Origin of the sequence: Caballeronia glathei (assembly GCF_000698595.1) — a bacterium.
Classification (GTDB): Bacteria; Pseudomonadota; Gammaproteobacteria; order Burkholderiales; family Burkholderiaceae; genus Caballeronia; species Caballeronia glathei.
The window spans coordinates 85147-108218 of sequence record NZ_JFHC01000022.1 but is presented as its reverse complement, the minus strand read 5'-3'; the positions used below and the strand labels follow the sequence as shown (position 1 = coordinate 108218).

Annotated in this window: 26 protein-coding genes; 10 read left to right on the top strand and 16 right to left on the bottom strand. The window is 63.6% G+C overall.

Annotated features, from left to right (window positions below; genetic code table 11):
• The 4 genes from BG61_RS15915 to BG61_RS15900 all read right to left on the bottom strand — a co-directional run.
• Positions 1-480, bottom strand: a 480-nt coding sequence (locus BG61_RS15915) for an ABC transporter ATP-binding protein (protein WP_035941718.1), incomplete at its 3' end; no start/stop codon positions are given.
• The gene (locus tag BG61_RS15910) at positions 477-1217 is read right to left on the bottom strand and encodes an ABC transporter permease subunit (RefSeq protein WP_051672564.1); all 741 of its coding nucleotides are present in this window, start codon (positions 1215-1217) and stop codon (positions 477-479) included. The genes BG61_RS15910 and BG61_RS15915, both read right to left, overlap by 4 nt.
• A gap of 191 nt (positions 1218-1408) precedes the next feature.
• The gene (locus tag BG61_RS15905) at positions 1409-2410 is read right to left on the bottom strand and encodes an ABC transporter substrate-binding protein (protein ID WP_035934503.1); all 1002 of its coding nucleotides are present in this window, start codon (positions 2408-2410) and stop codon (positions 1409-1411) included.
• A 597-nt stretch (positions 2411-3007) separates the two neighbouring features.
• Complete coding sequence (locus BG61_RS15900) at positions 3008-4441, bottom strand: MFS transporter (RefSeq protein WP_035934639.1); 1434 nt, start codon at positions 4439-4441, stop codon at positions 3008-3010.
• 396 nt (positions 4442-4837) lie between these two features.
• On the opposite strand from BG61_RS15900, the gene BG61_RS15895 reads away from it, so the two are divergent.
• Positions 4838-5680, top strand: a complete 843-nt coding sequence (locus BG61_RS15895; protein ID WP_035934502.1) for a DMT family transporter — start codon at positions 4838-4840, stop codon at positions 5678-5680.
• A 123-nt stretch (positions 5681-5803) separates the two neighbouring features.
• On the opposite strand, the gene BG61_RS15890 is transcribed toward BG61_RS15895, so the two are convergent.
• The 11 genes from BG61_RS15890 to pdxR form a co-directional block, all read right to left on the bottom strand.
• Entirely contained in the window at positions 5804-6556 is a 753-nt protein-coding gene (locus BG61_RS15890; protein WP_035934501.1) for an SDR family NAD(P)-dependent oxidoreductase, read from the bottom strand.
• The gene (locus tag BG61_RS41920) at positions 6553-6858 is read right to left on the bottom strand and encodes a flavodoxin family protein (RefSeq protein WP_129572183.1); all 306 of its coding nucleotides are present in this window, start codon (positions 6856-6858) and stop codon (positions 6553-6555) included. The genes BG61_RS15890 and BG61_RS41920 overlap by 4 nt, the downstream gene beginning before the upstream one ends.
• Before the next feature lie 33 nt (positions 6859-6891).
• A complete protein-coding gene (locus BG61_RS15885; protein ID WP_035941717.1) occupies positions 6892-7347 on the bottom strand; it encodes a carboxymuconolactone decarboxylase family protein in 456 nt (151 codons plus the stop codon).
• Positions 7348-7382: 35 nt separating this feature from the next.
• Positions 7383-8297, bottom strand: coding sequence for an RNA polymerase sigma-70 factor (locus tag BG61_RS15880; protein WP_035934499.1), 915 nt, complete (start codon positions 8295-8297; stop codon positions 7383-7385).
• 512 nt (positions 8298-8809) lie between these two features.
• Positions 8810-9046 (bottom strand): hypothetical protein, encoded by a 237-nt coding sequence (locus tag BG61_RS15875; protein WP_035934497.1) that lies wholly within the window; start codon positions 9044-9046, stop codon positions 8810-8812.
• A 14-nt stretch (positions 9047-9060) separates the two neighbouring features.
• The gene (locus BG61_RS15870; protein ID WP_232256293.1) at positions 9061-9279 is read right to left on the bottom strand and encodes a DUF1488 family protein; all 219 of its coding nucleotides are present in this window, start codon (positions 9277-9279) and stop codon (positions 9061-9063) included.
• 143 nt (positions 9280-9422) lie between these two features.
• The gene (locus BG61_RS15865) at positions 9423-9683 is read right to left on the bottom strand and encodes a DUF6723 family protein (RefSeq protein WP_035934495.1); all 261 of its coding nucleotides are present in this window, start codon (positions 9681-9683) and stop codon (positions 9423-9425) included.
• A gap of 25 nt (positions 9684-9708) precedes the next feature.
• Complete coding sequence (locus BG61_RS15860; RefSeq protein WP_035934494.1) at positions 9709-10053, bottom strand: hypothetical protein; 345 nt, start codon at positions 10051-10053, stop codon at positions 9709-9711.
• Positions 10054-10588: 535 nt separating this feature from the next.
• Entirely contained in the window at positions 10589-10792 is a 204-nt protein-coding gene (locus BG61_RS15855) for a cold-shock protein (protein ID WP_035934493.1), read from the bottom strand.
• A gap of 215 nt (positions 10793-11007) precedes the next feature.
• The gene (locus BG61_RS15850) at positions 11008-11193 is read right to left on the bottom strand and encodes a hypothetical protein (protein ID WP_035934492.1); all 186 of its coding nucleotides are present in this window, start codon (positions 11191-11193) and stop codon (positions 11008-11010) included.
• Positions 11190-12671, bottom strand: coding sequence for a MocR-like pyridoxine biosynthesis transcription factor PdxR (pdxR, locus tag BG61_RS15845; RefSeq protein WP_035934638.1), 1482 nt, complete (start codon positions 12669-12671; stop codon positions 11190-11192). The genes BG61_RS15850 and pdxR overlap by 4 nt, the downstream gene beginning before the upstream one ends.
• 132 nt (positions 12672-12803) lie before the next feature.
• Here pdxR and BG61_RS15840 point away from each other — a divergent pair, with 132 nt between their 5' ends.
• The 6 genes from BG61_RS15840 to BG61_RS15815 all read left to right on the top strand — a co-directional run bounded on the left by BG61_RS15840 (position 12804) and on the right by BG61_RS15815 (position 17791).
• On the top strand, positions 12804-13529 hold the full coding sequence (locus BG61_RS15840) for a GNAT family N-acetyltransferase (RefSeq protein WP_232256291.1): 726 nt from the start codon (positions 12804-12806) through the stop codon (positions 13527-13529).
• An 83-nt stretch (positions 13530-13612) separates the two neighbouring features.
• Positions 13613-14071, top strand: coding sequence for a GNAT family N-acetyltransferase (locus BG61_RS15835; protein ID WP_035934637.1), 459 nt, complete (start codon positions 13613-13615; stop codon positions 14069-14071).
• 96 nt (positions 14072-14167) lie between these two features.
• Positions 14168-14752, top strand: a complete 585-nt coding sequence (locus BG61_RS15830) for a TetR/AcrR family transcriptional regulator (protein WP_035934490.1) — start codon at positions 14168-14170, stop codon at positions 14750-14752.
• A 69-nt stretch (positions 14753-14821) separates the two neighbouring features.
• Positions 14822-15562 carry an SDR family oxidoreductase gene (locus tag BG61_RS15825; protein WP_232256288.1) on the top strand — a complete coding sequence of 247 codons (741 nt, stop codon included), beginning with the start codon at positions 14822-14824 and terminating at the stop codon, positions 15560-15562.
• Positions 15563-15710: 148 nt separating this feature from the next.
• Positions 15711-16751, top strand: a complete 1041-nt coding sequence (locus BG61_RS15820) for a zinc-dependent alcohol dehydrogenase family protein (protein WP_035934488.1) — start codon at positions 15711-15713, stop codon at positions 16749-16751.
• A gap of 77 nt (positions 16752-16828) precedes the next feature.
• Positions 16829-17791 (top strand): universal stress protein, encoded by a 963-nt coding sequence (locus BG61_RS15815; RefSeq protein WP_035934487.1) that lies wholly within the window; start codon positions 16829-16831, stop codon positions 17789-17791.
• A 41-nt stretch (positions 17792-17832) separates the two neighbouring features.
• On the opposite strand, the gene BG61_RS15810 is transcribed toward BG61_RS15815, so the two are convergent.
• Positions 17833-18453 (bottom strand): glutathione S-transferase family protein, encoded by a 621-nt coding sequence (locus BG61_RS15810; RefSeq protein WP_035934486.1) that lies wholly within the window; start codon positions 18451-18453, stop codon positions 17833-17835.
• Between the two features lie 680 nt (positions 18454-19133).
• Here BG61_RS15810 and BG61_RS15805 point away from each other — a divergent pair.
• The 3 genes from BG61_RS15805 to BG61_RS15795 all read left to right on the top strand — a co-directional run bounded on the left by BG61_RS15805 (position 19134) and on the right by BG61_RS15795 (position 23035).
• Positions 19134-20021, top strand: a complete 888-nt coding sequence (locus BG61_RS15805) for a 2-dehydropantoate 2-reductase (RefSeq protein ID WP_206540593.1) — start codon at positions 19134-19136, stop codon at positions 20019-20021.
• A gap of 438 nt (positions 20022-20459) precedes the next feature.
• A complete protein-coding gene (locus tag BG61_RS15800; RefSeq protein ID WP_035934484.1) occupies positions 20460-21599 on the top strand; it encodes a branched-chain amino acid ABC transporter substrate-binding protein in 1140 nt (379 codons plus the stop codon).
• A 170-nt stretch (positions 21600-21769) separates the two neighbouring features.
• Positions 21770-23035 carry an NYN domain-containing protein gene (locus tag BG61_RS15795; RefSeq protein WP_075584165.1) on the top strand — a complete coding sequence of 422 codons (1266 nt, stop codon included), beginning with the start codon at positions 21770-21772 and terminating at the stop codon, positions 23033-23035.
• The last annotated feature ends 37 nt before the right edge of the window (positions 23036-23072 follow it).

The window sequence follows — 23072 nt, the reverse complement described above, 5'->3', positions numbered from 1 at the left end:
CGCGTCGAGCGCGGCGAACGGCTCGTCGAGCAGCAGCAAGCGGGGCTCCTGCACGAGCGCGCGCGCAAGCGCGACGCGCTGCGCCTGACCTCCCGAGAGATTGCGCGGCCAGTCGCCGAGCCGCTCGCCGAGACCCACTTCAGCGAGCGCCGCGCGTGCGCGCTCCTCGCTCTGCGGACGCGGCGGCAGGCCGAGCGAGACATTGCGAAGGAGCGATTCCCAGGGAAGGAGGCGCGGTTCCTGAAACACGACGGCAGGCCGGCGCGGACCGTCGATCGCTCCGCCGTCGATCGCATCCAGTCCGCACAGGGCGCGCAGCAGCGTCGTCTTTCCGCAGCCGCTTTCGCCGAGCAGCGCGACGAACTCGCCGCGCCCGATCTGCAGATTCAAACTGTCGATCACGACACGCTCGCCATACGCGCGCCGCAGATTGCGCACGACGACCGCGGGCTTCGTCGTGTCGTCAGGATGCGAACTCATGAGCGTGCCCCCTTCGCGTAGTTCGGATGCCATGCAAGGAGCCGGCGCTCGAGAAAGCGCGCCAGCGCATCGGCCAGAACGCCGATGCCTGCGTAGATCACGATCGTCATCACGATGACGTCGGTGCGGAGGAACTCGCGTGCGTCCATCGCAAGAAAGCCGATGCCAGTGCTGGTCGCGATCGTCTCCGCCACCACGAGCGCGAGCCACGCGGTCGCGAGCGCATAGCGCACGCCCGCGAGTACCGACGGCAGCGCGCCCGGCAACACGATGCGCCGGATCAGCGTGCGTGTGGGCAACCCCATCACGCGGCCAAGTTCCAGCAGTTTCGGATCGACCTGCCGGATGCCGAGCACGGTATTGATATAGATGGGGAACATCACGCCGAGCGAGACGAGGAAGATTTTTCCGGCCTCGCCGACCCCGAACCACACGATCACGAGAGGCAGCGCGGCGAGAAACGGAATGGCGCGCAGCATCTGTATGTTGCGATCGAGGAAGGCTTCCGCGACGCGCGAAAAGCCGACGGCGGTGCCGAGCGCGAAGCCGAGCGCGCCGCCTATCGTGAAGCCCGTCGCCGCGCGCAGGAGGCTCACCGCCATGTCGCCGATGAGGCGCCCCTGCCCGATCAGCACGAACGCGGTCCGCGCGACGCTGGATGGCGCCGGCAGCACTTGCGCAGACAATACGCCGGTGCGCGCCAACGCTTCCCAGATCAGAAGGATCGCGAGCGGCATCGACCACGACACGCCGCGCAGCCACCGCGGCGTACCGGCGCGATTCGATGCCTGCCGATGAGCGCCTGCCGGTCCCGCTCGCGGGCCGGCGGTGTCGTGGGGTTCGAGCGGGGACACCCGGCGGGGAAATACGTCCGACATCGTTAAGGCTCCTCGTTCTTTCGCATGGACATGTCGACGCAGCGCCTGCGTCATGCGTGCGCGATGCGCGTGTCCGAGATCGCACGCACGTCGATGTGCTTCGGCAGCATCGCGTCCCGATACGCGATGTCGGCCACCTTCTGAAGCGCGGCGATGTCATCGTCGGCCACGAAGCGCTGCCTGAGTGCCGAGCGCGCGGTGATCTTCCTGGCGGCATCGAGCGGAAGCCGCGTGAGCGATGCATAGACCTGCGCGTAGGCATCCGGATGGGCGATCGCCCAGTCGCCGGCACGTTGCAGGCGCTGCAGGACATCCGCTATGGCGACGCGCTTTTGCGGGTCCGCGGCGGCCGCACCCGAGGCGGTGACGAAGCCCAGCCCGCTGTTGATGCCCGTGCCGTCGCGCAGCACGCGCGCACCGCGCTCGACCGCGGTGCCGTAGTAGGGATCGAACGTAGCCCACACATCGATGCGTTCGGATTCGAACGCTGCGAACCCGTCAACCGGCATGACAAAGCGCACGCTCACATCGTCGCGCGAAATGCCTGCTTCGGCGAGCGCGCCATAGAGCTGGAACTGCGAGATGCTGCCTCGCGCCGACGATACGTACACGGTGCGGCCCTTGAGTTCCGCCACGCTGCGCAGCGTGGAATTGCGCGGCACGAGGATGCCCAGTTGCGCAGCCGAGCCGACGCGGGTCGCAACGATCTTCAGCGTGGGGTCCCCGACGGCGGCGGCGAGCACGGGCAGATCGCCTGCGGGCGCAAGATCGACTGCGCCCGAGCGTTGCGCTTCGAAGAGCGGCGCCGCGCCCTGGAAGTTGGCCCAGCGAAATGCGTAGGGCGTGCCCTCGAGCACCTTCGCGGCTTCGGCGAGCGCGCGTGTCCCGCCCGCCTGATCTCCCAGCACGAGCGTCACCGACGAGAGGTCCGCGCTTGCCGCCCGCGCCGCGCTGAGCGCAAGGCCGTCGAGCGCGATGGCGGCAGGCGCAGCGGCGAGCATGCGCAGAGCACGGCGGCGTCTTGCGGAAAATTCGGGATCGAAGGCTTGCATAAGTCCTCATCGGCAAAGTCACGATAGAGATTAACCACGCGACTCGACCGTGGGAATCATTCAATTTCGATATGTTTATTCGATCGGCGTGTTTAAGGTTTGCATGTCGCGACGTCGTAGCGATTCCGTTCGGCGCAAGGGATGTACGCGCCGTTTCGGGGCTTCGGCAAGGAGCGGTTCGTTGCTCGTCTACGAGGTTGCTGTCTGCACTTTTGAATTGGTGGCGCATTGCGGGGGCCGTGCGTGTCCCGGCCCGGCAGGCCCCGCTATTCCTGTCCCGGAGAAGGGATGAAGGCTGCCACTTTGAAAATGCTGGACCCGGAGACTTCCGCCACGAAGAAGTTGCGGGTCCGGGTTTGCGGGGCGGACGAAGTCACGATATGCGTTGATGTTGAGGGCGCGACCCCGTGCACGCTCAGGTGCAGGAAATCGTGCAGACCGTCGCGCGTGGCGAACTAAGAGTCGCGACGCGCGTTCGGTCGCGTGCTGCTGCGTCCATGAGGCCAGCTTGCCGATGGAAGGATTGGTGTTGAAACAGGCGTCGGCAGGTCCGCGGGGCTAAGCCCGGACCCGAGCGCCGGCAGTCCGGCTCCTCCGTCACGCGTTCCTGAGCTGCACGCGCTTGATCTCTCCGACGATGACCAGATAGCTGACAATCGCGACCAGCGCGTTGCAGGCAACGAAAACCAGCGCCCCGCTGAAATTTCCGGTGGCCTTCACGATGTAGCCGATCACGATCGGCGTCGTGATCGCGGCGACATTGCCAAACGTGTTGAACATGCCTCCGCTCAGACCGGCAATTTCCTTGGGCGAGGTATCGGCGACCACGGCCCAGCCCAGCGCGCCAAGACCCTTGCCGAAGAACGCGAACGCCATGATCGCCACGACGAGCGTCGAGGAACTTACATAGTTGCAGGCAATCATGGTGGTCGACATCAGCATGCCGACGACGATCGGCGTCTTGCGCGCGAACGTCAGCGAATGGCCCTTGCGGATCAGGTAATCCGATATCAGACCGCCCAGCACGCCGCCGATGAAGCCGCATATCGCCGGCAACGCGGCGATGAAGCCCGCATTGAGGATCGACATGCCGCGCTCCTTCACCAGATAGACCGGAAACCACGTGAGAAAGAAGTAGGTGATCGTCGTGATGCAATACTGGCCGATGTAGACGCCGAGCAGCATCCGGTTGCTGAGCAACTGCTTCATGTAGCCGAGCTTGGGTGCCGCGTTGGCAGCGGGCCCCGTGGACGCCAGGATATCGGCGCTCTTCACGACCCCCGGCTCGACGTCTGCCTGCTCGACGTAGTCCAGTTCAAGCTCCGCTTCGGTGACGCGCTTGTCCTTCTTCGGCCGGTCCATGTCCACCAGCGCGCCGCCCTGCTCGATGTAGTCGAATTCGGCCTTGCTGATTCCCGGATGCTCCCTGGGGCTGTGGATGACCTTGAGCCAGAGCACGCTGACGACGATGCCGACCGCGCCCATGAAGTAGAACACATAGGGCCAGCCGAACGCATGCGTGATCCAGCCCATGATCGGCGCGAACAGCACGGTGGCGAAATACTGGGCGGAGTTGAAGACAGCCGAAGCGGTGCCGCGCTCGGCGGCTGGAAACCATGCGGCGACGATGCGCCCGTTGGCGGGAAACGATGGCGCCTCGCTGAGTCCCACCAGAAAGCGCAGCGTGAAGAGCATGCCGATTGCACTCGCGACGCTGAGGTAGCTGACGGCGCCCTGCAGGAGCGTGAACACCGACCAGATGAAGATGCTCGCGGCGTACACGGGTTTCGAGCCGAAGCGGTCGAGCAACCAGCCGCCCGGCAATTGCCCGATCACGTAGGACCAGCCGAACGCGGAGAAGATGAATCCCATCGTGACGGCGTCGAGACCGAGGTCCTTCGAGAGCGACGTGCCCGCAATCGAGATCGTCGCCCGGTCCGCGTAATTGATGGCGGTCACGAGGAACAGCATGGCGACAATGCCGTAGCGGACACGCGTTGTCTTCAGGTCCATCACACCGCTTGCATTCATCGTTGCATCCTCCATGACGGGCGGCGCTTGCCGGCCGTTGGTCTTCGTCTTCGAGCGCCCGGTGCGGTTGCCTGCGAACACGCGCGGCGCCGTCGGCGCCCGCTGGCGCTCATGTTGTCTGACGTCTGATTTGATATTACCGTCATTTGCTTGGCTTACGAACGCATGTAAACCCCGATATTTGGGCTATTTTTGCCACGTTATTACGTATCTGGCCTCGCCACAGTTATACGATGACCTATATCATCCGGAAATAGATGCATCCCGAACGAGAAACGCGGCCGCAAATCCGATTGCGAGCAGGAGACCGTTTTGCCATGCGTACACTGCCCTAAACATCTAGACGTCTATACATAATCAGACGATAATGAACCGCCAAACCATCCCAGGACCAGCATGCTCAGCTATACAGGCGGTCTCGTCATTTTCGCAGCCCTGCTTCACGCGACCTGGAACGCGATCCTGCATGGCAATCGCGACCGGTTCGTATCAATGACATGGATGAGCATCGCCATTGCGACGATCTCTGCCGCCGTCGTGCTGGTGACGCCTTTTCCGCCAGCGGCCGCGTGGCCGTATATCGTCGCGTCCGGCCTCGTTCATATCGTCTACAACGTCAGCCTCATCTATGCCTATCGCCGCGGGGATCTGGCAGAGGCCTATCCGATCGCGCGGGGCTCGTCGCCGGTGCTCGTCGCGTTCGGCGCAGCGCTGTTCGCAGGCGAGCGCATCGGCGCCGTACACGGTCTCGGGATTGCGATGGTATCGGGCGGAATCGTCGCGCTGGCGCTCCAGGGGCGCCACGTATCGCGCGCGAATGCGCTGGCCGCGCTGCTGACGGGCGCCACGATCGCCGTCTATACGGTGATCGACGGGGTCGGCGTGCGGCTCTCGGGCGGTGACGCCCTCGCCTACACCGCGTGGATGTTCCTCTTCTATTGGCTGATGCCGCTGATCTTCATCGCGGTGCGTGGACCGGGTGCGCTGTGGTCGTCACTGCGCGCCGCGCCGATGGACGTCGGCACATCGCTCTGCGGCGGCGCGGTGTCCATCGCCGCCTATGGCATCGTGATCTGGGCGATGCAGCTGGGCGCGATGGGCGTGGTGTCGGCGTTGCGCGAAACCAGCGTGGTGTTCGCGGTTCTGATCGGCCGGGTGTTTCTGCGCGAGCGGGTCAGCGCGAATCGTCTGATCGCGTGCTTCGTCATCGCAGCGGGCGCGATCTGCATCGGCACCTGAGCACTCCGGGCTGCACACGCGGGCTACTGCTCGACTTTCAGACTCGCACCGAAGAACCGGAGCGCCGCGCCGCCGATAAACTCGTGAATGGCGGAACGGCCGGCGGCCACAAAAACAATGCGGCTAGGTCGCGTCGAGACCGCCATCGACGGTGATCACCTGCCCCGTGATCCACGCCGCATCGGACGATGCAAGCGACACGATCCAGCCGGCGACGTCATCCGGCACGCCGCGCCGCCCCAGTGGAATGCGTGCGCGTTCCTGTGCCTTGACGGCTTCGACCTGTTCGTCCGAGAGCTTCATGCGCTCGGCCAGGAAGTCGGTCTCCGTGGGGCCTGCCGCGACGGCGTTTACGCGTATGCCGTCGGGCGCGAGTTCGAGCGCCCAGCATCGCGTCATGTGCTCCAGCGCCGCCTTGCTGCCCGCGTAGTGCGAGAGCGACGCCGCAGCCTTGTGACCGAAGGTGCTCGACACGTTCACGATCGTGCCGATCGATTTCTTCAGGTGCGGGAGCGCGGCGGTCGCGAGCATCGAAGGTCCGAACACGTTCACCGCAAAGATCTCGGCGATCTGCCCGGCACTCGCCTGAGACAAGGGCAGGATGGCGCCCGCGCCGGCATTGTTGACCAGCACGTCCAGACGCCCGTACCGGCTCACCACTTCTTCGACGGTTCGTGCAGCATCCGCGGGTTTGCCGGCGTCGGACACCAGGTAGTCGATGCCGGGGTGGCTTCGCGAAGCCGATGCCAGCGGCGGCTCCCGGCGCCCGGTGATGACGACGCGTGCGCCACGGCGCGCAAAGCCGACGGCGGCAGCGAGTCCGATGCCGCCTCCGCCGCCGGTGATCAAAACAACTTTATTGTCGAACTGTGTCATGGGGATGCTTTACAAGATTGGCTTAATGTTTGGCGCTGTTCGCGGCGAGGCACCCTGCCAGCGTGGCCGTACTCTTGCGCACGTTGACCCGTGATCTTGAACTGCGCCGACGCGCCGCACATGCAGGTGGGCGCGCCGAAGATGATCGCGTCCATCTCCTCGAGCGACTCCCATTGGTCGTTCGCGCGGATCAGCACGCTGCGGACGCCCTCGACACCGGCGACGGCTTGCGCCTGTCTGGCGGAATGACCGAAACCACGATGGCAGACAACGGCGACTCCAGGGTCGGCAAACCGACTCACATTTCTCGCCCGGGTATCTGGTGTGCGGCTGCGTTATTCGATCGGCATGTCGGACACTGGCATCTGCATGCCGATCGCCATGCGGTTCCAGGCGTTGATCTGCGCGATGGTCCAGCACAGTTCGACGATCTCCTGATCGCTGAAATGACCCTTCAATTCTTCGAAGTCCGCGTCGTGGCTGCGATGCCCGATGAGCTTCGTCATCGTCTCCGTCCAGTTCAGTGCGGCGCGCTCGCGCTTGCTGTAGAGGCTGGTTTCGCGCCACGTGGAGAGGCTGTTGATGCGTTGCCACGTCTCGCCGTGCTTGCGCAGGTCGCGCGCATGCATGTCCAGGCAGAAGGCGCAGCCGTTGAGCTGGGAGACGCGGGTCTGCACGAGCTCCATCAGGACGGGGCCGAGCGAGGACTTCGCGGTGGCGGCGTTGACGCTCGCCATCGCCTGATAGGCCTTGGGAGAGATGTCGGTCCAGTGAAGGCGGGGCTGGTTCATGATATTTCCTTGTGTCATGGTTGGGTTCACAGACATCAAGACGTTCCAGGACGCTCCCTTGTGACATTCAGATCGCGACCGAGCATGGCGGCGATGCGCGCGAGCTTGTCGGGATTGCGCTGAACGTGAATGCGCACGATGCGCTCGCCGTCCGTTTCGAACGACTGCGCTGATTCGAGCGCGCCGTCGATGAAGCGCAGCAGCCCCCATTGGCCGTTCAGCACCACCACTTCGAGCCGCACCAGGCCGGGATATCGAAGCGCGGTGGCGAGGTACAACTGGGCAATGCGTTGCCCGCCCACCATCGGCACGCCGAGGCTCGGCACTTTGCCGCCGCCGTCGCCGATCAGTTGCGCGTCGTCGGCGAGCATGGTCTTGAGGGCGGAGAATTCGCCGCGCACGGCGGCGTCGGCGAACGCGCGCAGCAGCCTCATCTGTGTCTCGCGCGCGACGGTGTGCCGCGGGCGTTCGTCGCGCAACTGGGCTTTGGCGCGATGGACGATCTGGCGGCAGGCAGCCTCGGACTTGCCGAGGGCCTCGGCGACTTCGCCGTAGTCGGCATCGAACACTTCGCGCAGCAGATAGGCCGCGCGAGCTTCCGGGCCAAGGCGCTCCAGCAGCGTGAGAAAGGCGACGGATACATCGTCGGCCCGTTCCAGCACCTGTTCCGGCGACACGGGGGAGTCGGAGAGAAGCGGCTCGGGCAGCCACGTGCCAACATAGTGCTCGCGCTGGATCTTCGCCGAGCGCAGCCGGTCGATGGCGAGCCGCGTGGTGACGGAGACGAGCCAGGCTTCGGCGCTGTCGAGTTGCGCCTGGTCCGTCTCGTGCCATCTCAGCCATGCGTCCTGGACGATTTCCTCGGCCTCGGCCGGAGAGCCCAGCATGCGGTAGGCAATACCCTGAAGACGAGGGCGCAGGCGGTTGAATGTGTCGGTTGCGTCGTTCATACCTACCCCAGAAGTTTGATAGCGCCATTTTGTGATGCGGCGCCTGAATTTGGAGGCCCGAAGCCCCGTTCACGCGTTCGAACGGGCGTGCGCCTGTATGCAGTAGCCGCTCCGTGCCCGTCGGCTTGAACGTTCGGGGATGCGCACGGCGCATGCTTTGCGAAGGGGCGGGCAGGACCTTGCCCGTCGTAGCGCCTGCTTTGCAAGCTTCGGGATCACCGGCAGCGGAAACGTGCAGGCGGATTGTTTCGCTTGTCGAAACGACGGATCGGCCATGCATGGCGGCATGCGGACCCATGCACAGGAATACCGGGTTTCGCGGGTCCACGCAAACGCGATGACCGGCCCGCCTCGATAGAGCCAGCCAGTCCGGTGTTTCAGTTTGTCGCTTCGTGGCGGGGAGGATCAGCGCGCGCGGAGCCGCTGCGCGATTCGGCCAGCGTGCCGGAGACGGGAAAATCGGGGACGCCCGACTGTCGAGCAGGATAGCGTGGTGTATCGGTGCCCCGGCCTCATCCCGCCCGTGCAGGGTTCTGTTCGCGAAGCAGCGAGTCGAAGGCTTCCCGCGCGTCTTTCAGCTCCTCTATCGCAGCAGCGAAACGCGCCAGTTCGAGCGTGGTCGGTGAATGGGACGCGCCCTCTACAAAGTGCACCTCCAGCGCCAGCGAGGCCGCCTGCACTTCCCGCGCGGCATCCGCGACGCGCTCGAGCGCACTCGCCTCGCTTGACTTCTTCTTGCTCTGTGTCATCGGATGCAATCGGGCTAGCGTGCGAAATCCTGCGATGTGAGGTCGATCTTGTCCACCGACAGGCGGCGCGCCTTGCGCTCGGCAATGGCGGAGATCCGCTTCTGCCCGTCGAGAAACGTACGCAGAAGGCGAGTTTCACCGGCTCCTGGCTGTAACCAGAAGTGATCTTCGAGCGCCTCGCGGGTAACTGAACATGTGATCATCCGTCCGCGCATGTCGATCTCGAACTGCACGGCATCACCGTTTCTAATTACCGTCGCCAACGACACAACGTTCGCGTCCACCTTCGCACCTGCGTTCTTCTTTCGTCTTAAACAGCAGCCGCGGCAATTAAACCAGCGGTGCCTCTCTCACTCTTCCCGACACAACCGGAGCGCTAGAACTCCGGGTTGGCGAGGTCGCCTTCCACAATTCGCTCGCCATAAATCTGCGCCGCGGCCAGCGCTTCCGTCTGCGTCGCAAACGGTCCGATGTCCTCCGCGCCTTCGAACGGATAGAGCATCTTTCCATCTGTTTTCCGTACCACCCGCAGTCTTCCGAAGAAACGCCGATAGCCCTTCAGCCGATAGCTCGTCAAGACTTCGAAGTCATCCTCGGTCGACGCCGGAACGCCGGGCCTGAAACCAATGTTGCTCAAAGCTGTTTCCCTTTCTCTGTTGCTCTCAGAGCAATTCCTTGCACACGACCATCATTCTTTGCACCACAGTGCTCGCATGGTTCAGCCCCATCTCTCCCGTGAACAACGCCTGCACGTCCGACTGGCGCACCGTGATACCGGCATCGCGCAGGTCCCGCCTGGCGACTTTCAGCGCCAGCTGGCCCAGTTGGACGCGTTCGAGCCAGTGCATCACGACCGCGTTTCTCGTCAGCCAGATGCGGCAGCTCTTGACAACGTGATCCACGCGCCACTCTTGTGTGAGCGAATGCGAGGCGGCGGCGGTCGCCACCAGGAAGCACAGCAGTTCGGCGCGAGCGCCGGGCCGTTCATCGATATCGTACTTCGACATTCCCTCTCCTACGCAAGTCACCGTGTCATTTATGGGCGGAAGCGCTCTAATCAACGGCGCGGACAGGATCGCGCCTCACGCAACGGATGCTCGCGCAAAAGCAACCGACACACCGTTGCGTCGGTCACCATCCGTCACCAAAACGGGGCAATTCGCTGCTGGCCTTTTCGACAGTTACTGTACATCCACGCGGCAATTGGCGCCAATTGCCGCCTTACGGAAACACGCCGAGCCGATGCGCCGAGCGATGCGTCGCCGGCTCGAATCGCGCGTGCGCGTAGAGACGGCCGGCATCGACTGCCCGGTGCAATGTTTGGAATTTCACGGTGGCCGCGTGCCGCGGAGTGCGTGAGCCGGGCCGCGGATCGATGCGGGCCGGGCGGACAGACGTCTTATTGCAATACGATTACAAAAAAATAGTCGCGACACCGCCATCCCGTTCATCAGGATGTTATCGGCTAGCGGAGCGAGATCCGTGACCGGCAATGAGCGGCGCGCCGGGAGCGTCGCTCTCCCGGGCCGACGATTCGAAGCTCTACAGCGGCTGAATAGTGGAAGCCTGCTTGCCCTTCGGACCCTGCTTGATCTCGAAGCTCACTTTCTGGCTTTCCTGTAGCGACTTGAATCCCTTGCCCTGAATCTCCGAGAAATGCGCGAACAGGTCTTCGCCGCCGTCATCCGGCGTGATGAAACCATATCCTTTCGCATCGTTGAACCACTTCACCGTACCCGTTGCCATTTTCCTGGACCTCTGCAATTGATGGACACACGTTGACCCTGCACTGACGAAGCGCGAACGTCGTCAGTGCATCAGCTTTTTAGCACGTCAGCCTCGGTTATCTCAATGGGCATTTTCGTTTAATTGAATGACAAGATGCCGTTGGTCGATCGCGTCTGTATACCCACGCAGCGTAATCGATTGGCGCGGCCAGAAGCCGCTGCCGGAGGCGTGTATCACTTTGGTGCTTCGCGCGGATTGATGAACCTTTTCTCCATGCCGATGCATGATTCGAGAGCGATGACGAACTCGCGGAAAGCATCCACTTTGAACGCTGCATGCCGATTCGCCGCAGCAAGCCCGTTCCCTGTTCCACGATTGCGCAATCGCCGCCGCTTGCCTGCAGCGGCGGCGACGGTCATTCCGGCCGCCTCGCGGCCTCGACAAGCTGAGAAACACGCCTGATCAGGCGCTCGAATAGTTCCGCGGACGTATTGCCGTATCCGAGCACGAGGCCGTTGTCTTCGGGCAGGGGACGCAGTGCGAAGCTCGAAAGCGGCGCGGGTGCAATGCCGAGACGGCGAGCCGAATCGACGACCTCGCGGTCCGGATAGCACGGCGGGAGCCGCACGGTCAGATGCATTCCGCTATAGCCGCCTCCGATGACATGCGGCACGCTCAGATGCCGCATCAACGCCTCGCGCAGCGCATGCTGCCGTTCGCGGTACAGGCGTCGCATGCGGCCGAGGTGGCGCAGGTATTGGCCACTTTCGATGAATTCGGCGAGCGCGAGCTGCTCGTGGCGGTGGCCGCCGCGCAGCATCTCCTGCAATGCGGTGCGCGTCTGCGTCAGCAGCGCCTCCGGCATCACCAGAAAGCCGAGACGCAGCGACGGAAACATCGTCTTGCTGAAGGTGCCCACGTACAGCACCGGTGCTTGCGCGACAAGGCCCTGCATCGCACCTATCGACTCGCCCGCATGACGGAATTCGCTGTCGTAGTCGTCTTCGATGATCCACGCGCCGTGTTCCCGGGCCTTCGCGATCAGCGCGAGACGGCGCGACGCGCCGAGCACGGCGCCCGTCGGGTACTGATGCGACGGCGTGGTGTAGATGAGCCGCGGCGGCTGGGACGTCCATGCGGCTTCCGGCACGACCACGCCCTCGCCGTCCACGCGCACCGGCACCATGTGGAGGTCGCCCGCGTGCATCGCGGCCTTCGCACCCCGGTAGCCGGGATCTTCGATCCAGGCCGTGTCGCGAGGATTCGCGAGGAGACGCACGCAAAGTGACAGCGCTTCCTGCGCCCCCTCGGTAATCACGACTTGCTCCGGAGCGCAGCGCACGCCGCGCGCGACACCGAGGTGACGCGCGATGGCCGAACGCAGCCCGGGCTCGCCCAGAGGGTCGCCGTAGCCGAGGCTCGACACCCCCGCGCGGCGAATCGTCCGATCGAGCGCGCGGTGCCACGCGCCCAGAGGAAACTGGGACAACGCCGGCACGCCGGGACGCAGCGCGCCCGCGCCGGTGTCGCTTCGCGCACTCGGCAGGATCAACGCAACGCGCGAAGCAACCGGCGGCGCAGGCGGCGTGTCCTCCGTCCGGGAACACAGCGCCGGACGCGACAGCTCCGCCACCCGCGTACCCTTGCGATCCAGCTGCAGAAAGCCCTCCGCCGCGAGCAGGTCGTACGCCGCCGTCACCGTGTTGCGCGAGATCGACAGGGCTTCCGCCAGCGCCCGGGAACCCGGCAGGCGGCAACCCGGCGCGAGGCGCCCGTCCAGCACACCCGTCTTGATCCGATGATGCAGTTGCCGCTGCAACGGCATTGCGCCGCGATCTCTCGCCATCGGAGATTCGAGCAATACCTGAAGCACGAGGGGCGGAGGAGTCGTCGCCATGAAAGATGCGCCAAGGTCCGTGCCGAGGCGCTCGTTCGCGCGTGGCACCATGAGATTGCGAAGCGGTGGAGCTTTTAACGGGTCCACGAATCGCGTAATTTAGCAGACATGTGCTCATCCGAGGAAGCCGTCGTGCCCCAGATCCTGAATCCCTATCAGCAACCCATCGGCGAACCCGTGTCTGGCTGGACCGCGCGTCCGCTGCCCCCTCGCACGCCGATCGACGGACGGTACTGCCGCCTGGAACCACTCGATCCTCAACGCCACGCCGCGGAACTCCATGCGGCGTACAGCGAGGCGCCCGATGGCCGCGACTGGACCTATCTGTCGGTTGGCCCGTTCGAAAGCGCATCGAGCTTTCGCAGCCATGCGGAGCGTTTCGCGCTCAGCGCGGACCCCCTGCATCACGCGGTCATCGACACCCGCACGGGACGCGCCGTCGGAACACTCGCCCTGATGCGGATCGACCCGTCCAATGGCGTGATCGAAGTGGGGCACGTCACCTTTTCCCCGCTCATGAAGCGCACGCCGATTTCCACCGAGGCCCAGTATCTCCTGATGAAGCGTGCGTTCGACGAGCTGGGCTATCGGCGCTACGAATGGAAATGCGACAGCCTCAATGCGCCTTCGCGGAAGGCGGCCGAGCGACTGGGCTTCCAGTTCGAAGGCGTGTTTCGCCAGGCAATCGTCTACAAGGACCGCTCCCGCGACACGGCGTGGTACTCGATCATCGACCGCGAGTGGCCCGCCTTGCGCGCGGCCTTCGCGGCGTGGCTCGCGCCGGAGAACTTCGACGCGCAAGGGCGGCAGCGCAGGTCGTTGACCGAGATGCGCGCGACGCACTCCGCCCGCGCGTAGCTTTTTCCGGCCCGCGACGTGCGATGCCGTCGATGGCGAACGCCCGTGCGGAACTCCTGCCACCCCTGTCGTATGGAATGACCATGAAACTCACGCACCAGCCCGTAATCAAGCCATTCGCTTCCGGCGACTTCGATGCGTGGCTGCCGTTGTGGCGCGGCTATCAGGCCTTCTACAAGACCGACATCGCCGAGGAAACGACCAGCGTGACCTGGACGCGGCTGCTGAATCCCGCGGAGCCGATGTTCGGTGCGCTCGCGCTGATCGGCGATCGTGCAGTCGGCATGGTGCACTGGATCATGCATCGATCATGCTGGACCATCGGCGACTACTGCTATCTGCAGGATCTGTACGTCGACGAGGAACTGCGAGGCTCGGGAATCGGCCGCAAGCTGATCGAGACGGTGTATGCGAGCGCCGCCGAGGCGAAATGCTCGCGGGTCTGGTGGCTGACGCACGAAACCAATACCTCGGCCATGCAACTGTACGACCGGATCGCAGACAAGTCCGGGTTCGTGCAGTATCGGAAAGCGATGGCGTAGGGACATGAATCGGGTGAAGACTCGGGGCCGGGAGGGCCAATCGCCGTGCGATCATCCGTTATTGACAGACTGGTCCATAACCCATATGCTTGATTCATGGTGAGACCAAGAGAGTTCGATCGGGACGAGGCGCTGGACCGCGCTACACGCGTGTTCTGGGCGAAGGGTTATGCCTCGACTTCAACCGAGGATCTGCTGGCTGCGATGAATATCGGGCGGCAGAGCCTCTACAACGCGTTCGGCGACAAGAAGAAGCTCTATCTGGAAGCACTGGAGCGATATCAGCAGACAAGCAACGCCGGGCATCTCGAACGCCTGAACAGTAGTGAATCGCCGCTCGGCGGAATCGAGGCGCTGCTGCTGGGCCTCGTTTCAGACAATGACGACGCCCGCGCACTCGGGTGCATGGGCGTCGGTGCGGTCGGCGAATTCGGGACTGCGGATCCGGACCTTGTCATGCTGCGCAGCAAGGCGGGGCGAGCCCTTTCCAGACGATTGGTCGAACGCCTGCGCGAGGGGCAGGCACGCGGGGAAGTCGATCCTGCCATCGATGCCCGGGAAGCCGCCGCATTCTTGCAAATGACGATGCAAGGCATTCAGCTCGGCGCCCGCGCGGGCGGTGACGCGCGGAATCTGCGTGCGCTGGCGAGGTTTGCAATCCGCCGTCTTGGCGCGCGCTGAGCGATGAGGACCGACGCGCGTTCAATGCACGCCCATTTATGGACTGATCTGTCAATAACGGAGTATCGAGTGAACGAAGGTCGCAAGCTTGCAGGGAAAATTGCCATCGTCTTTGGCGGTTCAAGAGGCATCGGCGCAGCAGCGGTCAGGCGTCTCGCACGAGACGGCGCGAATGTCGCCCTGACCTACGTTTCGGCGCCTGAACGGGCCGCCGAAACGATCGCCGCGATCGAAGCCGATGGGCAGGCCGGCATGGCGATCAGGGCCGACAGCGCCGATCCGGCAGCCATTGAAGCCGCCGTTGCGCAGACCGTCGATCGTTTCGGGAAGCTGGACATAGCGGTCGTCAACGCGGGCATCCTGCGGCTGGGTGACATCGCGACCGTGAGCGTGGATGATCTCGACACGATGCTGAATATCAACGTGCGGGGAGTGTTTCTTTCGATCCAGGCTGCGGCCGCGCGTCTTTCCGACGGGGGCCGGATCATTACGATCGGCAGCAATACGGCCGTGCGGAGCGGGCATCCCGGATCGAGCGTCTATTCGATGACGAAAGCCGCAGTTGCCGTCATGGTGAAAGGCATTGCCGTCGACCTCGCCAGCCGCGGCATCACCATCAACAATGTGCAACCCGGCCCGACCGTCACGGACATGACGGCCGCGCACATCGACGCCATCAAACCCCTCATTCCGCTCGGGCGGGCTGGAGACCCGGACGAGATTGCCGGCCTGATCAGCTACCTCGCCAGCAAGGAGTCGGGCTATATGACGGGCTCCAGTCTGACCATCGACGGCGGCATGGCACTGTGAGCGTCCGGCGATCACTGCTCCGAATCCTGAAGCGGGGAGCCCCTTGCTGATCCGTCGACGCAAGGTTGATGTGGATCAACAAGCGATCGGGAATCGCGCCTAGAGTAAAGCGATTCGCGCGCTTTTTGCGCCTGCCAGGAGATCGAGCATGAAGGCACTCGTTTATCACGGACCGGGCCAGAAATCCCTCGATGAGCGGCCCATGCCGGAAATCGCGGCGCCGACCGACGCCATCATCAAGGTCACGCGCACGACGATCTGCGGCACCGATCTGCACATCCTGAAGGGCGACGTGCCCAGTTGCCAGCCCGGCCGGATACTCGGGCACGAGGGCGTTGGCATCGTCGAGCAGGTGGGTGGAGCGGTCGCGGCGTTCAAACCCGGCGATCACGTCCTGATCTCCTGCATCTCGTCATGCGGAAAGTGCGACGCCTGCCGGCGCGGCATGTATTCGCACTGCGCGACGGGCGGATGGATTCTCGGACATCGCATCGACGGAACGCAGGCCGAGTACGTCCGCATTCCGCATGCCGACACGAGTCTCTACCCCGTGCCGCAGGGTGTGGAGGAAGAAGCGCTCGTCATGCTCTCCGACATCCTGCCCACCGGCTTCGAATGCGGCGTGCTCAACGGCAAGGTTCAGCCCGGCAGCACCGTGGCAATCGTCGGGGCCGGCCCGATCGGCCTCGCCGCCCTGCTCACCGCGCAGTTCTATGCACCGGCGCAGATTGTCATGATCGACCGCGATCCCAACCGCCTCGAAGTCGCGCAGACGTTCGGCGCAAGCGCCTGCATCGATATCGCCCGCGCGGACCCGGTCGCCGAAATCATGACTCTCACGGACGGTGCGGGCGTCGATTGCGCGATCGAGGCCGTGGGCGTGCCCGCTACGTTCGAACTGTGTCAGGCGATCGTCGCGGCGGGTGGCACGATCGCCAATGTCGGCGTGCATGGCGTGAAGGCCGATCTGCATCTGGAGACGCTCTGGGACCGCAACATCACGATTACGACGCGCCTCGTCGACACCGTGAGCACGCCGATGCTGCTCAAGACCGTGCGCGCAGGGCGCCTCGCGCCGATGAAACTGATCACGCATCACTTTCGGCTCGATGACATCATGAACGCCTACGACACCTTCGGCCGCGCCGCCGAGACCGGTGCACTCAAGGTGATCATCGAAGCTGCATGAGGCAGTGCCTCTGGAAGACATGCAGGCGCGGCTCGTTTCGCGTTATTCGAAGGACAGGCGCGTCAAGGAGGCGATAAATGAACACACCCGCACCCAACGCAGGCGTCGAGGGCTTTTCGCGCATTCTTTTGTGCGTCGACGGCTCGCCTGCTTCCGAACAGGCTGTCGCTTTCGTCCGGCGGATGGCGCAGGGCGGCACGACGGTGCGCATCGCAAGCATCGTCGAGAACCCGCGCAATCTGGTTCCGCTCGCTCCGCTCAGCGGATTCGATCTGGGCGCAATTCACGCAGAGATATTGGAGGATGCCGAAGCCGCGCTTGCCCGGGCGCAGGAGGCGTTCGCCGGTTTGCCCGCCACCGTCGAGCCGCACCTCATCGATCTGGTCAAGCAGGGCGGCGACGTCGTGCACGCGATCGCTGCCGCGGCGCACGAATGGCGCGCCGATGTGCTCGTGCTCGGCGCGCGCCAGCATCGCGGCTTGTTGCGCTGGGTCGAGGGCACGGTGTCCGAGCCGGTGACGCGGCTTGCACCCTGCCCGACGATCGTCGTACCGGGTACGGCCACCGGCAACTCGAACACGCCGCCCAAGCGGATCCTGTTTGCCATCGACGGCAGCGAAACGTCGAGCAACGCGCTGCGGACCGGTGCGAGGCTCGTGAGCGAGGGGGCATGCGTTCGCATCGTCTACGTCGTGGATCGGGCGGTGCGCTATAGCGACATCGTGCCCATCACGCTGCTCGAGGACGCCTTCGTCGAAGAGGGTCGCGCGACGCTTGCACAGGCAAAGGAGATGTTCGCCCAATTGCCGGGCCTGGAAACGGTTCCGCTGGAAGCGGCCCTCGTCGACACCGAAACAAGCAACGACGACATCGCGCACGCCATCGTTCGCGAAGCGCAGCGCTGGAACGCGGATCTGCTCGCGCTCGGCACGCACGGACGACGCGGTCCCGCGCGCTGGCTGCTCGGCAGCGTCGCGAGCCGCGTGGCGCGCATTGCCACCACGCCGCTGATGCTCGTGCACAAGGACGAGCAGGAGTAAGCAGGCATACGTGCAAGCCGGCGCGGGTGACTCCGCTGAATCTACGAAATGGGCGTGGAGTGAAACGCGTCAAGAGCCTTCGCCCGCTCCGACAGCGCGTGAAGCGCGGGATACGCGCCAACGCGTGAGGCCGCTGTATCCGGCAGAATGTGTTGCGCGAACTGCCACGCGACGGCGGCAGTAACATCGGCTTGCGTGACGGAACGGCCGAAGAACCACGGGTCTGCCGCAAGCGCGTCCTGTTCGATCAGACGAAATGCCGCGTCCATTTGCGCCTGCACACGCTCGACCCACGGTGCATGACGCTTTTCCTCTGGCCGGAAAAAGCCTTCATAGATGGTCTGGATCGTCTTTTCAGCCGCGGCCAGTGCCAGGCCCGTGACGCGCAGACTTTTGCGGCGTTGCATGGCGTCGACCGGAATGAGCGAACGACCGGGACTCGCGAGCGACTCTGCGTAGTCGATGATCAGCGTCGAGTCGATCAGCATGTCGCCCTCGTCGGTAATCAACGTGGGAGCCTTGCCGACAGGATTGACCTCGCACAATGCATCGAAATTGCGCACTGCGCAAAGCGCCCGACGCTCGAACGGCAGGCCGAGCAATTTCAGCGTGATCGCGACACGGCGTACGAACGGCGATTCGAAGACTCCAACCAGCACCATGGGCTCAACCTCGCCGTCAAGAAACCGAACGCGGGGTCCAGACTGAAACGATCCTGTCCACGATACACCCACTTCCCATGTCACGCCATGCGTTCGGGCGGCAAAGCCCTGAGCGCTTCAAGGCTCTTCAAACAGGCCCTCGCCTCGCGCACCTTTGCACGGCATGCGTTGCTCCGCGAGAGGTCGCCCTTCGATAGCGTGCTGCGCAAGAAACATGATGCCGCGCACGTTCACGGCAATCCGGACCGTTCATGACACGCCTGACCAAGATAACGCCCACCCGATCTGACACGCGCGAGCCTGAATTTGATTGCGGCGTTAAAGCAAACTGCCCCGGAGTCGATCCTTCTACAGACTGGATTCAGGCGCCCAGTTCGTCTTCCAGAAAACGGATCGCAAAGCTAATGACAGGTTGCCTCACACGCAACGACCTCGAAATCCGTTCCCATAACAGTTCACCATCGAGACGATGAATAATAAGTCACTTCATTTTTGCCGCTCGTACGCTGAAAATCGTCTGGACGTCATGCTGGACGACGCCGATCTCCCGCCCGATTCACGGCGTCGATACCTCTGCTGATCGACGTGCTCGCGTGCTTCAACGGAACCATTGTGCGAAGGCCGCCGTCAAGCATGATGGGTTCAGAAAACGGAAGCGAGTAATCGACATGACTCGATCAATGAGTGTTGCCGTTATCGGCATGGGAGGAATCGGCGGTGCGGTAGCAGCCTGCCTCGCACTATCCGGCCGGCACCGCGTGACGGCGTGCGTGCGACGGTCCATCGGCGAGATCACGCTGGACACGGCAGAAGGGTCGGTCCGTCTTGCTCTCGACACGGCAACGAGCCCGGCAAGCGTCAATGCCGTCGATTGGGTACTCGTGTGCACCAAGGCGCACGACACCGCCTCGACGTCGTCCTGGCTCAAGCGGCTTTGTGGCCCGATCACGCGCGTCGCCATGATGCAGAACGGGATCGGACACGCAGACCGGGTTCCGCAGTTCGTCAGCGCATCGGCCGTCGTACCGACCGTGGTCCATTTCAATGGAGAGCGCACCGCGCCGGATCATTTCCGGTTACGGCACGCCAGCCATCAGGACGTGTCGGTTCCCGATACGGAGGCCGGGCGATCGTTCGTCCATCTCTTTGACGGAACCTCCTTGAAGACGGCATGCAGTGCGGATTTCCATACGCTTCAGTGGAGCAAATTGTTGATCAACGCCGCCGCCAATCCCGTCACGGCCCTTACCCGTCAGCGACTCGCCGTGCTACGCAGGGACGACATCCGGACCTTATGTCTGCGGTTGCTCGACGAAGGGGTAGCAGTGGCCCGTGCGGACGGTGCCAATCTCGCCGAAGATGCCGCCCCGCGCATCTTCGATGCACTGATGGAGTATCCACCCGAAGTCGGAACCTCGATGTACCTCGACAGCCTCGAAGGCCGGCCACTCGAAGCCGACGCCCTGACAGGCGCGATCATTGACGCGGGCACCAGATTGGGCATCCCCACCCCGGTCAACGAGACGCTGCTTGCGCTGCTGCACGCCATCAGCGCCCCGGAGGCATAGGTTCGGCTCGGCCCGTGGATGCCGTATTCCGCCGATTCATTCCCGAACCGATTGCGCGAAAACAACTTGAGTCAGGCATTCATGTGCGCATGAACGTCCCGCGATTCTGCAATCCGTTGCGGATCGCGAATCAATCGAAGGACACGAACCGTGACGGGGATCACGTCTTTACTCATGTTCCAGGAAAGCATCGCTGTTCGTCGACTGCGAATCGAAAGAGAATGGCGATCGGGTTTGTGCCTTGTCTTCCGAACGCGGTACGCACTTTATGCCGCGTGAGGCGTATGGCCTTAGACGCCGGCTCGCATGATTCAGCGATCGATTCTTCGCGTCATGCAAACTGAACCCGCCATAGCGAGCGATCGCATTCGGGTATTTGGAATAAAGCTGCAATCGAGTTGTTCTATGTTGCGAAGTTCAAACCGACATAGAGGACTTATGCAGAGCACCAAGCGGATACACACTCTCCCAATCGTTGCCGCAATCGCGATGTTTGCCTCCGCGGCGCAAGCGGATACCGTCGTCAAGATCGGCCACGCCGCTCCATTGACCGGCGAGATCGCGCACCTTGGCAAGGACCAGGAGAACGGGGCACGGCTCGCCGTCGAAGAGATCAACAAGAAGGGCCTGACGATAGCGGGTCAGAAGGTCACCCTGGAACTCGATGCACAGGATGACGCCGCCGACCCGCGAATTGCTACCCAGGTCGCGCAGAAGCTCGTCGATGACAAGGTCGCCGTGGTCATCGGGCACCTGAATTCCGGAACGTCCATCCCGGCGTCGAAGATCTATTCCGATGCCGGCATCGCGCAGATCTCGCCTGCCGCGACGAATCCGCAATATACGTTGCAGGGCTTCAAGACCACGTTCCGCGTGGTCTCGACCGACGCGCAACAGGGCCCCGCGCTCGCGAACTATGCGATCAAGACGCTCAAGGTCAAGACCGTTGCGGTGGTCGACGATGCCACCGCGTATGGCAAAGGCCTCGCAGACGAGTTCGAGAAAACGGCGAAGGCCAATGGCGTCACGGTGCTGTCGCATGAGACGACCAACGACAAGGCGGTCGATTTTCGCGCGATCCTCACCAAGATCAAGGGCGAGCGTCCGGACGCCATCATGTACGGCGGCATGGACGCGACAGGCGGTCCTTTCGTGCGCCAGGCGAAGCAGCTCGCGATCAAAGCGAAGGTCTTCGAAGGCGACGGCGCCTGCACCGAGAAGCTGTCCGAGCTCGCCGGCCAGGGAACAGACAACGTGATCTGCTCGCAGCCCGGCATGGCGCTCTCCAAGATGCCTGGCGGCCCGGCGTTCGAGCAGCGTTACGTGGCGCGATTCAAGCAGCCCGTCCAGATCTATGCGCCGTTTGCCTACGATGCGGTGTACATTGCCGTCGACGCAATGAAGCGCGCCAATTCGACCGACCTCGCGAAGATCCTGGCGGTGATGCCCTCGACCCGGTACAACGGCATCAGCGGACTCACGCAGTTCGACGCGAAAGGCGATCTGAAGACGCCGGTCATTTCGCTGTACCACTACACTGGTGGCAAGAAATCGCTGCTGGACGTCGTCACGATGTAGGCCCTGCTGCGGTTGGGCACGAAGAGTGCGCCGGCTTTGCCGGCGCATTTTTTTAGAGCACGAGATGCGAGACGTTTTGTCGTTAGTGGGCAGGTGATTTCACGGACCGGCTATCATGTGCGGAATCCATAAACCCGCCGCCCCTTGCCGGCAATCCGGCCGGAGACTCCATGGCCTCATCTCAGGAAAGCGTCAGCATGGCGCTGTTTTGCGACTTCGAGAACGTCGCCCTCGGCGTACGCGACGCGAAGTTCGAAAAATTCGACATCAAGCCCGTGCTCGAGCGTCTGCTCCTGAAGGGAAGCATCGTCGTCAAGAAAGCCTATTGCGACTGGGACCGGTACAAGGCCTTCAAGGCGACCATGCACGAGGCCAACTTCGAGATGATCGAGATTCCGCACGTGCGGCAGTCGGGCAAGAACTCGGCGGATATCCGGCTGGTCGTCGATGCGCTCGATCTCTGCTACACCAAGTCGCACGTCGATACGTTCGTGATCATCAGCGGCGACTCGGATTTCTCGCCCCTCGTGTCGAAGCTGCGCGAGAACGCGAAAAAGGTGATCGGCGTGGGAGTCAAGAATTCGACCTCGGATCTCCTGGTCGCCAACTGCGACGAATTCATCTTCTACGACGACCTCGTGCGCGAGCAGCAGCGAGCGACCGAGAAGCGCGAGGCGCGCGATGCGAACGCCGCGGCTGCGCGCTCATCCGAAGAGGAAAGGCAGCCCAAACACGAGGTGGAAGCGCGCAAGGCGAAGGCCATTGCGCTCGCGGTCGAGACGTTCGACGCGCTCGCCTCCGAGCGCGGCGAAAGCGGGAAGATCTGGGCATCCGTGCTGAAAAGCGCGATCAAGCGCCGCAAGCCGGACTTCAGCGAGTCGTACTACGGTTTTCGCGCATTCGGCAATCTGCTCGACGAAGCGCAATCGCGTGGTCTCCTGCGCGTCGGCCGCGACGACAAGTCCGGCGCTTTCGTCTACCGGCCCAGTCAGAATCAGGCCGCTGCAACCGAGGCGGCGAAACCTGCCGAAGCTCCGGTGCCGGAAGCCGTTGCCCCGGCGCCGCAGTCTTCCAGCGAAAAGGGACGCCATCGGGGCCGAAGCGCCCGAAAGCAGGCTCAGGCTCGCGAGCAGGTGCCGTTGATCGAGGAAATGCCTGTAGTCGTTGCGGAGCAGGCGATCGTCGAGCAGAGCGTGATCGAGTTCGACGAGCCGCGTGAGGCGCCGAAGGACGAACGGCCCGCGCCTCGCCGGGGCCGCAAGACCGCGGCGAAGAAAGCGCCGGCCGGCGCCGATCAGGTCCCGCGTGACAAGGCTCAGGCAGCGGCTCCGTCCGTGGATCCGGCGAGCACCGACAAGCCTGTCAAGCCGTCGCGCAAATCGTCATCGCGAGCACGGCCCAAGCGCGAGGCCGCCGCTCCGGAAAGCGGGCGCTGAGCTGGGAGCGCGCGTGCCGCTCGACGAGGCATCGCCA